Annotated in this window: 8 protein-coding genes and 1 tRNA gene; all 9 read left to right on the top strand. The window is 41.6% G+C overall.

The window, feature by feature from the left end; genetic code table 11:
* Nucleotides 1–9: 9 nt before the first annotated feature.
* Nucleotides 10–86 (top strand) — tRNA-Trp (locus tag M9899_09275).
* Nucleotides 87–177: 91 nt separating this feature from the next.
* The gene (gene secE, locus M9899_09270) at nt 178–576 is read left to right on the top strand and encodes a preprotein translocase subunit SecE (protein MCO5114354.1); all 399 of its coding nucleotides are present in this window, start codon (nt 178–180) and stop codon (nt 574–576) included.
* Nucleotides 577–592: 16 nt separating this feature from the next.
* Nucleotides 593–1,132, top strand: a complete 540-nt coding sequence (gene nusG, locus M9899_09265) for a transcription termination/antitermination protein NusG (GenBank protein ID MCO5114353.1) — start codon at nt 593–595, stop codon at nt 1,130–1,132.
* A 433-nt stretch (nt 1,133–1,565) separates the two neighbouring features.
* The gene (gene rplK / locus M9899_09260) at nt 1,566–1,991 is read left to right on the top strand and encodes a 50S ribosomal protein L11 (GenBank protein MCO5114352.1); all 426 of its coding nucleotides are present in this window, start codon (nt 1,566–1,568) and stop codon (nt 1,989–1,991) included.
* Nucleotides 1,992–2,004: 13 nt separating this feature from the next.
* Nucleotides 2,005–2,700 (top strand): 50S ribosomal protein L1, encoded by a 696-nt coding sequence (gene rplA, locus M9899_09255; protein MCO5114351.1) that lies wholly within the window; start codon nt 2,005–2,007, stop codon nt 2,698–2,700.
* A 125-nt stretch (nt 2,701–2,825) separates the two neighbouring features.
* Nucleotides 2,826–3,353 carry a 50S ribosomal protein L10 gene (gene rplJ, locus M9899_09250; GenBank protein ID MCO5114350.1) on the top strand — a complete coding sequence of 176 codons (528 nt, stop codon included), beginning with the start codon at nt 2,826–2,828 and terminating at the stop codon, nt 3,351–3,353.
* 64 nt (nt 3,354–3,417) lie between these two features.
* The gene (rplL, locus tag M9899_09245; GenBank protein MCO5114349.1) at nt 3,418–3,792 is read left to right on the top strand and encodes a 50S ribosomal protein L7/L12; all 375 of its coding nucleotides are present in this window, start codon (nt 3,418–3,420) and stop codon (nt 3,790–3,792) included.
* A 178-nt stretch (nt 3,793–3,970) separates the two neighbouring features.
* Complete coding sequence (rpoB, locus tag M9899_09240) at nt 3,971–8,134, top strand: DNA-directed RNA polymerase subunit beta (protein MCO5114348.1); 4,164 nt, start codon at nt 3,971–3,973, stop codon at nt 8,132–8,134.
* A 115-nt stretch (nt 8,135–8,249) separates the two neighbouring features.
* Nucleotides 8,250–12,395, top strand: coding sequence for a DNA-directed RNA polymerase subunit beta' (gene rpoC / locus M9899_09235; GenBank protein ID MCO5114347.1), 4,146 nt, complete (start codon nt 8,250–8,252; stop codon nt 12,393–12,395).
* Nucleotides 12,396–12,556 lie beyond the last annotated feature (161 nt).

Below are 12,556 nucleotides of genomic sequence, written 5' to 3'. Positions count from 1 at the left end.
TTCGTGGATAGGGTAGTAGCTCTAATTGGTAGAGCGGTTGACTCCAAATCAATAGGTTGGGGGTTCGAATCCCTCCTACCCTGCCAATTTAAAATTGAGCTTCATTAAGGATGATGAAGAGAATCAATCTAAAAGGTGCTGTGAATTGAACGGCAAGATTTAGAGAAAGAGGAACGGATGGATAAAGGAACAATAAATAAAACGGTAACATTTAGTTTTGTTGCTGCTGCATTTTTGATTTGGTGGGTTTCTGGGGTTCTATTAGAGACGGCAGCAGGTGCTTTTCCTTGGCTAGCTCAGTTGAAGGCTTACAGAATTGCAGGTGTGGAAATTCTTCAAACCATCCTACCGATGGCGTTAGGTGTTTTGACTTTTATATTGCTACAATTTAATGCAAAAAGAAGAGCTTTTGGACAGGAAGTGGTGGTTGAGACCTCAAAAGTGGTTTGGCCCTCAGCAAAAGATGTACAGGGTTCCACCATTGTGGTGGTCATTATGATCCTAATTTCAAGTGTAGTGCTTTTTACCTTGGATTGGGCATCAAACGAAGTGATTCGTACGATTTTAGGCTTATAAGCCAGTTAGGTGTAGAATGGAAAAAAAATGGTATATTGTAAACGTTCAGACAAGTTGTGAGGGCATTGCCAAAACAGCTATTGAAGAGCGTGTGCGTTCTTATAAAATGGAAGACGCCTTTGGTGAGATTCTTATTCCTACAGAAAATGTTGTAGAACTAGTTAAGGGCGAGAAAAAGACGAGAGCTAAAAAGTTTTTCCCTGGATATATCTTTGTTCAAATGGTGATGAGTGATGAAACATGGCACGTTGTGCGTGGAGCTTCCAAGGTCACAGGTTTTGTGGGCAGCTCTAGCAATAAAATGAAGCCACCTGAAGTGCCTGAAGAGCAAGTTCGTCGTGTGACACAGCAAATGGAAGAAGGGGCGGTGAAGTCCAAGCCCAAGGCCAACTTTGCTGTGGGTGAGACGGTCACTGTGGTCGATGGGCCATTTAATAACTTCAATGGAACGGTAGAAGAGATCAACGAAGAGAAGGGTAAAGTGAAAGTGTCAGTGAGTATCTTTGGCCGTCCTACACCTGTTGAGCTTGATTTTATCCAAGTCGAAAAGAACTAGCCGACACAATGACGGTTGGCGTTAAAACCCAAGAATCCTTGGGTTTTTTTATATTCCAAAGAAAAAGTAACATAATATTTCGAGTGAAAGTCTAAAAGCAAACCCAATCGGGGTTCTTTAACAAAACTCAGAACCTCGAACAAACGGACTCCTTTCCTCCCTCACCTGAACTTAATTCTGAGCCCCAGATATCTGATTCCTGTTCTGAGCTCAAGAGCTCCTGATCTCAGGGCTCAGAATAGGGATCTGGCTCAGGGCTTAGAGTTTAAAGGTTCTCTCCTCGCCTAAGCTCTTAAAATCTATGAGAAATCTTATGATTTTTTTTCATTTGTCCTTTGACAATGGGTGCTTTTTGACAGATGAAGAACATTGCTCAAATGAAAAATTAAACCTTTTCGCCTGAAATTCTTCAGGTGAATGCTAGGAGTGGGAAATGGCAAAAAAAGTAGCTGGAATGATCAAGTTACAGATACCGGCAGGTAAGGCGAATCCTTCGCCACCCGTGGGACCGGCGCTCGGGCAACAAGGTGTAAACATTATGGATTTTTGCAAACAGTTCAATGCAAAAACCCAACAAATGGGAGACACCATTATACCAGTAGTTATTACTGTGTATTCAGATCGCTCGTTCACCTTCATCACAAAGTCACCGCCTGTGTCTGTGTTATTAAAACAAGCCGCAAAATTGAAGAGTGGGTCTAAGACTCCACAAAGCGATAAAGTTGGCAAAGTAACTATGGCCCAAGTGACAGAGATCGCGAAGACTAAACTTCCTGATCTAAATGGAATCTCTTTGGAGTCCGCGATTTCGCAAGTCAAAGGTACTGCGAATAGCATGGGCGTAGAAGTGGTTGAGTAAGGAGAAGTGTGAGATGGCAAAATTAGGTAAAAGACTAAAAAGTTCATTTGCAAAAGTTGATAGAACAAAAAAATACACTTCTGATGAAGCTGTGGCTTTAGCTGTAGACACAGCCACTGCAAAATTTGATGAGTCTATTGAAGTTGCAGTTCGTTTGGGTGTAGATCCAAAACAATCTGACCAACAGGTTCGTGGTGCTGTTGCTCTTCCTCATGGTCTTGGCAAAACAGTTCGCGTGATTGTGTTTGCTAAAGGTCCAAAAGAAGAAGAAGCCAAAGCTGCTGGAGCAGACTTTGTTGGCGCTGACGACCTAGTAGAAAAAATCCAAGGTGGTTGGTTAGACTTCGATAAAGCTCTTGCGACTCCTGATATGATGGCGACTGTAGCGAAAGTGGCAAAGGTTTTAGGTCCTCGTGGTTTAATGCCTAACCCTAAAGTAGGAACAGTCACTATGAACGTAGGTGCTGCGGTTGAGTCTGAAAAGAAGGGTAAACTGGATTTCAGAGTGGACAAAGCAGGAACAGTTCATGCGTCTATCGGTCGTAAATCCATGGGCAAAGATAAATTACTTGATAACTTTAAGTCCTTAATTGGTGCTTTACAAAAAGCTAAACCGTCTTCTAGTAAAGGCGTTTACTTTAAAGGTATTAGTGTCGCATCAACTATGGGTCCTGGAGTAAAAGTAGATACGGTTGAGTATTTAAAATAATTTTTTAAGGGTCTTGAGGCCGAAGAAAGTAGGTGCTGGCGTCGTAAGACAAAAGCTTAATTTCCTACCGAGGAATGGTTCCTCCGCCATAAAGACCCTGTAAACCTGAGAAAGGAGGTAGCAACTTGTTAAACAAAGAGCAGAAAGCAGATTTAATAAAAGGCATCTCTGATAGCTTTGGAAAAGCAAAAGCATCTTTCCTTGTAGATTACAAAGGAATGGATGTGGAGCAAGTCACTACACTTAGAAAAAAACTAAGTACTGTGGGTGCTGAGCTTAAAGTGGTAAGAAACACTTTAGCTAAACGCGCACTGAGTGATTATCCTGCTGAAAAAGAAGCATTAGATGACAAGCTTGTAGGTACAAATGCGTTTGTGTTTGCTTATGAGGAAGCCAGTGGCGCTGCGAAAACGATCTCTGCGTGCATCGAAGAATTTGAGAATTTCAAATTCAAGTCTGGTGTCATGTCAGGATCTGTTCTTGACCAGAATAAGATGAAGTTCTTAGCAACTTTGCCTGGAAAAGACGAACTTCGCGCAAAACTACTTGGCACTTTACAAGCGCCTGCATCCAAGTTCGTGCGTGTGCTTAACGCAGTTCCTGGCGGCTTAGTGAATGTATTAAATGCTTACAAAAATCAAAAAGAAGGCTAACAAGCCCTCTTGCAAGAAATATTAAAACTGTAAAAATAAATTTTAAATTAAAGGAGATTTCCAAATGGCAATGAATAAAGAAGAAGTAGTAGAGTTTTTATCTAACCTTCCTGTAATCGAACTAGCTGAGTTGATTTCAACTCTTGAAGAAAAATGGGGCGTAAGTGCTGCTGCTCCTGTAGCTGTAGCTGCAGTTGGCGGAGCTCCTGCGGCTGCTGCTGAAGAGAAAACTGAATTTGACGTGATCCTAGCTGATGCTGGTGCGAACAAAATTAACGTGATTAAAGAAGTTCGTGCTATCACTGGTTTAGGCTTAAAAGAAGCTAAAGACCTAGTTGAAGGTGCGCCAAAACCAGTTAAAGAAGGCGTAACTAAAGATGAAGCTGCTAAAGTTAAAGAAGCATTAGAAAAAGCTGGTGCTAAAGTAGAACTTAAGTAATTCGTTTTACTTCGTTTGAAAGGCCTCTTTTTGTGAAGGGGCCTTTTCGCGTGTTTGAGATTGTATTTTTTATTACAAAAATAGAAGTTAAAAATCTAAGTTCGGTAAAAATAGAGTCGCAATCACCAAAATTTTAAAATTTAAATAAAAACAAGAACATATTAGGAGCTAATCAAAGATGGCAATTAAACCAATAACAGCATCCAATATACGTCTAAGACGTACGTTTGCTAAAAACCAAGTGGTCATTGAGATCCCCAACCTAATTCAACTGCAAAAGAAGTCTTATGAGGACTTTCTACAGAAGGACTCTGATCCAGATCGTAGAGGAAGTGATGGGTTGAATGGTGTTTTTAAGTCTGTATTTCCAATTTCAGACTTCAACAACACGTCGAGCCTTGAGTTCGTGAGTTATACTCTTGAACCACCTAAGTACGATGTAGATGAGTGTCGTCAAAGAGGGATGACTTTTGCGTCCCCAGTGAAAGTCACATTAAGACTGATTGTCTTTGATGTTGATGAAGAGACAGAAGCCAGAAACATCCGTGATGTGAAAGAACAAGAAGTTTACTTGGGTGAAATCCCACTTATGACTGCCAATGGTTCTTTTATCATCAATGGTACAGAAAGAGTGGTTGTGAGTCAGCTGCATAGAAGTCCAGGTGTCTTCTTTGATCACGATGGTGGTAAAGCCAGCGCAACAGGTAAATACATTTACTCTGCGCGCGTGATTCCTTACCGTGGTTCTTGGTTGGATTTTGAGTTTGATCAAAAAGACCTTATTTATTGCAGAATTGACCGTCGCAGAAAATTCCCTGTGACTATTCTTCTTAAAGCCCTTGGTTATGGTGAAGAAGAACTTCTGAACTACTTCTATGATGTTGATAAAGTAGTTTATGAAAAAGGAAAGTACTACCGTTATATCAATATCGAAAAGATGGCAGGTCAAAAGGCCTTGTCTGATATTACTGATACTAAGACAGGCGAAGTTTTTGTAAAAGCAGGTCGTCGTATCACTCGTGCCGTGATCAAAAAAGTAAAAGAAGCAGGACTTGAAAGAATCGAAGTGGCTCCTGAAGATTTAGGTGGAAAAGTTTTAGCTAAACCACTTATTGACATGAGTACTGGAGAAATTCTAGCTGATGTGAACTCTGAAGTTTCAGCCGAGCTTTTAGAAATCGCTTCAAATGCAGGGATCTCTGAATTGTCATTGATCTTTTTTGATGGCTTATCTGTAGGTACTTATTTAAGAAACACTCTACTAGTAGATAAAGTAACCTCTCCTGAAGAAGCTGTGATGGAGATTTACAAAAGACTTCGTCCTGGTGAACCACCAGCACTAGATGCTGCGGCTCACTTTTTTGAGAGATTGTTCTTTAACCCTGAAACTTATGACCTTAGTGAAGTGGGTCGTTTAAAGATCAACCATAAGTTCAACACTTCGTTTGAAGAAACACCTGTTGAACACAGAACATTAACTAAAAACGATATCATGAATACAGTAAAAACACTGATTGATCTTAAAAACGGTCATGGCGTTGTGGATGATATTGACCACTTGGGTAACCGTCGTGTGCGCTCTGTGGGTGAATTGCTAGAAAACCAATACAGAATTGGTTTGGTTAGAATGGAAAGAGCGATTCGTGAGCGTATGAGCTTACAGGATATCGAAACCATGATGCCTCATGATTTAGTGAATGCAAAACCAGTTTCTGCTGTAGTGAAAGAGTTCTTTGGTTCCAGTCAGTTGTCTCAATTTATGGACCAGACAAACCCGCTATCTGAGATCACTCACAAAAGACGACTTTCGGCTCTTGGACCAGGTGGTTTGACTCGTGACCGTGCTGGATTTGAAGTTCGTGACGTGCATCCGACTCACTATGGTCGTATTTGTCCGATTGAAACTCCAGAAGGTCCAAACATTGGTTTGATTGCTTCACTTGCGACTTATGCCCGTATTAACAAATATGGTTTTATTGAAACTCCTTACAGAGATGTAAATGACGGTAGAATTTCTAAAGAGATCAAATACACTTCTGCACTAGAAGAAGCTGGACATCGTATTGCTCAAGTTTCTCGTGACCAAGAAGGTATTGATGAAATTTCGACTGAAAAAGTAAATATTCGTCGTGATGGGGAATACGAAATCGTAGACAAAAACACAGTCAGTTTAATGGACGTTTCGCCAAGTCAGTTGGTGTCTATTGCAGCCTCCTTGATTCCATTCCTAGAGCATGACGATGCGAACAGAGCCTTGATGGGATCAAACATGCAACGTCAAGCTGTGCCTTTAATGCGCTCTCGTGCTCCTCTTGTAGGAACTGGTGTTGAGCGTTTAGTGGCTCGTGACTCTGGAACCAGTGTTGTGGCTCTTAACGATGGCGTTGTGGAAGAAGTGGATGCGTCTCGTATCGTGGTTCGTCGTTTTGCAAAAGGTGGCGAGTTAGGTGCAAACATTGATATTTACAATTTAACAAAATACCAAAGAACAAACCAAAACACATGTTTTAACCAAAAGCCTATCGTTTTTGTAGGTGATGCGGTTAGAAAAGGGGACGTGATTGCTGACGGTCCATCTACAGAGTTAGGTGAACTGGCTTTAGGACAAAATATCCTAGTCGCTTTCACGCCTTGGATGGGTTACAACTTTGAGGACTCTATTTTAATTTCTGAAAGACTTCTTCATGATGATGTTTATACATCTATCCACATTGAAGAGTTTGAGTGTGTGGCCAGAGACACGAAACTGGGCCGCGAAGAACTGACTCGTGATATCGCTAACGTGGGTGAAGAAGCTCTAAAAGATCTAGACAGCAGTGGTGTGATTCGCATCGGTGCTGAAGTAGGTCCTGGTGATATCTTAGTGGGTAAAGTGACTCCAAAAGGTGAAACTCAACTTTCTCCTGAAGAAAAACTTTTAAGAGCCATCTTCGGTGAAAAAGCAGGAGATGTGCGTGATACGTCTTTGCGTGTCCCTTCTGGTGTAACAGGCACAGTGATTGATGCCCAAGTTTACTCACGTGAGCCGAATGATAAAGACGAAAGATTGATGACTATTCTTGAGGACAAGAAAAAGAAACTTGAGAAAGACTTTGCGATTGAGCAAAACGTCATCAAAAACTCGGCTTTAGATAAGCTTAAAGCCATTGTTGTCGGTCAAAAGACAACTGGTGAACTATTAAACGAAGACGGTTCTAAAAAATTATTAGAAAAAGGCGAAGTGATCACAGATGCGGACTTAGAAAGTATCCCATTTGAATTATTAAGCTATATCCCTCTTGAAGCCGAGGTTGAGCAACAGACTGTACGCATTGTAGATTCTGCCAGAAACCAACTTGATGCGATCAAGATGGTTTATGAAGATAAAAAAGATCGTCTATTTAAAGGTGACGAGCTTCCTCCTGGTGTGATCAAGATGGTTAAAGTTTACATTGCGATTAAACGTAAACTGCAAGTCGGAGACAAGTTCGCTGGACGTCACGGTAACAAAGGTGTGATCTCTAAAGTTGTGCCAGTAGAAGATATGCCATACCTAGCTGATGGAACTCCTGTTGACATGGTTTTAAACCCACTGGGTGTACCATCTCGTATGAACATCGGTCAGATTCTAGAGATTCATTTAGGTTGGGCTGCAAGATCCTTAGGTAAACAGATCGGTGAAGTTCTTGAGAACTTCAATGCAGAAGTGGCTCGTGAAAAGTTACAATTTGCTTACGGTGATTCAGAAACTTCTGAAGTGATCAAAGTTGCTGATGAAGGCTCATTAAAGAAAATGTTGACGGCTGTAAAAGACGGTATCCATGTGGCGACTCCAGTGTTTGACGGTGCTCGTGAAGAAGAAGTCAAAGAACTTCTAAGAAGAGCGGGTGTTCCAGATACAGGTCAGTCTATTCTGTTCGATGGTAGAACAGGTGAAGCATTTGAAAACCCTGTTACAGTGGGTACGATGTACATGCTTAAACTTCACCATTTAGTGGAAGAAAAGATTCATGCTCGTTCGATTGGTCCTTATTCACTAGTTTCACAACAGCCGTTGGGTGGTAAAGCTCAGTTCGGTGGTCAAAGACTAGGGGAGATGGAAGTTTGGGCCATCGAAGCTTATGGTGCTGCGTATGCACTGCAAGAGTTCTTAACTGTGAAGTCCGATGACGTTGCAGGTAGAACTCGTATGTACGAAAGCATTGTTAAAGGTGAGTTTGTTCTAGAACCAGGCTTACCAGAATCGTTTAACGTTCTTATTAAAGAACTACAAAGTTTGGCTTTAAACATTGAAATGCAAGAGTCAGGCTACTTAAGCGAAGACAGCGATAATGCTTATAAACCGCAAGCGGAATTACAATAAGCGGTGATGTTAAATGGGGTCTTAAAGGCAGGTGTCTTTAAGACCATAAGGTTGAAAGAGAGTTTTGACCTTAAAATTTAGAAGGAATTTTAAAATTTTAAATTAGGAGTAAACTTTGAAAGACTTATTGAATTTTTTCGATAAACCCAAAGATCCGCTAGCGTTTGAATCTGTACGTATCTCTTTAGCTTCACCTGAAATGATCCGTGAGTGGTCTTTTGGGGAAGTGAAGAAGCCAGAAACGATCAACTATAGAACCTTTAAGCCAGAAAGAGATGGTCTTTTCTGTGCGAAGATTTTTGGTCCTATTAAAGATTATGAGTGCTTATGCGGTAAGTACAAAAGAATGAAGTATCGTGGTGTAGTTTGCGAAAAGTGTGGCGTTGAAGTGACACAAAGTAAAGTGCGTCGTGAAAGAATGGGACACATTGAGCTGGCAAGTCCAGTGGCTCATATTTGGTTTTTAAGATCACTTCCAAGCCGTATTGGAAACTTATTAGGTCTATCTTTAAAAGACGTAGAAAGAGTGCTTTACTGCGAAGCCTACATCGTCACTGACCCTATGGAGACCACTCTTGAAGAGGGTGCCGTGTTAGGTGAAGAGGCTTACCAAAATGCTTTAAATGACTTTGGTCCTAACTTTAAAGCAGCCGTTGGTGGTGAAGCGATTTTAGATATGTTGAAAAAGGTCGATTGCGATTATTTATCTCGTAAACTGCGCATTGATTTAAAAGAAACAAAGTCTGAAGCCAACATTAAAAAATTAACTAAAAGACTTAAAGTGGTTGAGGCTTTTAAACAGTCTACAAACAAACCTGAGTGGATGATGTTACAAGACCTTCCTGTGATCCCGCCAGATCTAAGACCTCTAGTTCCTCTAGAGGGTGGACGTTTTGCTACGTCTGATCTTAACGACCTTTACCGTCGTGTGATCAACAGAAACAACCGTTTGAAGAGATTAAAAGAGCTTAACGCTCCAGATATCATCATTCGTAACGAAAAAAGAATGTTACAGGAAGCTGTAGACGCATTACTTGATAACGGTCGTCGTGGAAAGACCTTCACTGGTCCTAACAAGCGTCCATTAAGATCTTTAAGTGATATGCTTAAAGGTAAACAAGGTCGTTTCCGTCAAAACTTACTTGGTAAGCGTGTGGACTACTCTGGTCGTTCTGTGATCGTTGTAGGTCCTTACTTAAAGCTTCACCAATGTGGTCTTCCGAAGAAAATGGCTTTGGAATTATTTAAACCATTTATTTATAACAAATTAGAAGAGCGTGGTTTTGCAACTACAATCAAACAAGCTAAAAAATTAGTTGAAGAAGAAACAGTAGAAGTCTGGGACATCTTATCAGAGTGTGTGAAAGAACATCCTGTGATGCTTAACCGTGCACCGACTCTTCATAGACTTGGTATTCAAGCCTTTGAACCTGTACTTCATGAAGGAAAAGCGATTCAGCTTCACCCCTTAGTGTGTACGGCGTTTAACGCAGACTTTGACGGTGACCAAATGGCCGTTCACGTTCCTCTATCTTTAGAGGCACAAGTTGAAGCTCGTGTACTTATGATGTCTACCAATAACATCTTGTCACCAGCAAACGGTAAGCCGATCATCAACCCATCTCAAGATATCGTACTGGGCTGTTACTGGATGACTCGTGTGCGTCCTGGAGCCAAAGGTACAGGTAAAGTGTTCGGAAGTGTGGCTGAGGCGATTTACGCTTACGAAGCTGGTCACATTGAATTACAATCTGCATGTAAGGTCAGAATCCAAGGTAAAGTGCGCGAAACTTCTGTAGGAAGAGCGATCTTCTCTGATATTTTACCGCTTGAAGTTCCTTTTGAAGTGATCAACAGAACATTGGGTAAAAAACAATTAGCAGAAACCATTGATAAAGCGTTCCGTCTTGCAGGCGGTAAAGCTACGGCGATTCTTGCAGATAAGATCATGCAATTAGGTTTTAAATATTCAACTCGAGCAGGAATTTCAATCTGTCTGGATGATATGATTATTCCTGAAACTAAAAAGGATCTTATTGCAGCTGCTGAAAATGAAGTGGCAGAGATTGAACACCAGTACGATGAAGGTCTAATCACCGATGGTGAAAGATACAACAAAGTGGTGGACATCTGGGCTCAAACTTCTGATAAGTTGTCCAAAGAGATGATCAAACGTCTTGAAAAACAAAAGTTCGTTGTTGAGGGTAAAGAAATTGAGGGCGATAGCTTTAACTCAATTTATATTATGGCGGACTCTGGTGCCAGAGGTTCGACTCAACAGATTCGTCAGCTTGCGGGTATGCGTGGTCTGATGGCGAAACCTTCAGGTGAAATTATTGAAACTCCAATTGTAGCGAACTTCCGTGAAGGTTTGTCAGTGTTACAGTACTTTACATCTACCCACGGTGCTCGTAAAGGTCTTGCCGATACAGCACTTAAAACTGCGAACTCCGGATATTTAACTCGTCGTTTAGTTGACGTGGCTCAAGACGTTGTAGTTGTTGAGCACGACTGCGGAACAGAAGACGGTGTGGAAGTGCGTCCATTGATCGAAGGTGGTGAAGTGATTCAGCCACTAGGTGATAGAATTTTAGGTAGAACTGCACTTGAAGACATTATTGATCCTTACAGCAACGAAGTGATCGTAGCTGCTGGGGAAGAGATTGTGGAAGAAGCTGTTGAAAGAATTGATTCTGCCAACGTGGAAAGAGTGATGATTCGCTCTGCACTGACTTGCCGTACTGAGCGTGGAATCTGTGTGAAGTGTTATGGTCGTGACCTCTCTAGAGGTACTACGGTGAACCTTGGTGAAACTGTAGGTATTATCGCAGCACAGTCTATCGGTGAGCCAGGTACACAGTTGACCATGAGAACATTCCACTTGGGTGGTACTGCTTCTCGTGCCGTAGAGCAAAGTGTGCATATTGCTCGTCTAGACGGTACTGTGAAGTTAGAAGGTGTAATCACTGTTTCTAACAAGAGCGGTAAATTGACGGCGATGAACCGTAACGGATACATCGTGCTTTCTGATGAAACAGGTCGTGAGCGTGATCGTTTAAGTGTGGTTTACGGTGCTGTGATCAATGTAAAAGATGGTGATCTTGTTAAGAAAGATGACATCTTGTGTGAATGGGATCCATACTCTAACCCTATCGTGGCAGAGGTATCTGGACAGATCACTTTTGAAGGTATCGAAGAAGGTGTTACTCTGACTGAACAACTGGATTCTGTAACAGGTTTTACAACTAAAGTGATTTCTGAAAGTAAATCTTCTGATGTGAAGCCTACAGTATTTATCGTAGATGAAGCAGGTAACCATATTATATTGCCTAACAGAGACATTGAGGCTCGTTATGTGATTCCTGTGGGCGCTCAACTTCTTGTGAATGACGGCGACACAGTTCAAGCTGGTGATGTGATTGCAAAAATCCATAGAGAGACATCGAAAACCAGAGACATCACTGGGGGTCTTCCTCGTGTGGCTGAACTTTTCGAAGCACGTACTCCTAAAGAAGCTGCGATCATTACTGAAGTGGATGGTTATGTGTCCTTCGGTAAAGACGTTAAGGGTAAACAACGTGTGGTTGTGACTCCAGAGATTGGTGAACCTAAAGAATACTTAATTCCAAAAGGTAAACATATTGCTGTTCGTGAAGGTGAATTTGTAAAAGCGGGTGAAGCTCTTATGGATGGACCTACTGATCCGCATGATATCTTAAAGGTGTTGGGTGATAAGGAACTTTCAGCTTACTTAGTGAATGAAATTCAAGAGGTTTACAGATTACAAGGTGTGGGTATTAACGATAAGCACATCGAAGTGATTGTAAGACAGATGCTTCGTAAGGTTGAAATTACATCTTCAGGTGACTCTGAATTCTTAAAAGGCGAAGTGGTAGAGAAGTACCTCTTTGAAAGAAGAAATGAAGAGCTTGTGGCTGCGGGACAAGAGCCTGCAACGGCGGATGCCCTATTATTAGGGATCACCAAAGTGTCACTCAGTACCGAGAGCTGGCTGTCTGCGGCGTCTTTCCAAGAGACTACAAAGGTCCTTACTGAGGCTGCCATCAGATCACAGGTTGACGATTTAAGAGGTCTTAAAGAGAACATCTTGATGGGCCGCTTGATCCCTGCAGGAACGGGTGTACCAGCCTACAAACGCTGGAAACTGCGTGTAGAGGAAGAAGAGCAGGACTCTGCCTCTTTGCTTCCAGGGGGCATGACAAGTGCTTCTACGGGCCACCATACCCAAACTCACTCTTAAGAACGGCAAAGGCTGTAAAGCCCCTAAATTAAGGGGCTAAAACGCTGGGTTTTTAAGAAAAAGTGGGATTTTGATTGACTAAATTAAGGGCGAAAAGGTAATTTTCGCCTTTTAGAGACGGAAAAAAGCTTAATTGCAATTTAATGTGTTGAAAGGGATAG

Source organism: Pseudobdellovibrionaceae bacterium, assembly GCA_023954155.1.
Lineage (GTDB): Bacteria > Bdellovibrionota > Bdellovibrionia > Bdellovibrionales > UBA1609 > JAMLIO01.
Note: the sequence above shows the minus strand (reverse complement) of the source record. Positions and strands in the feature narration are given on the sequence as shown.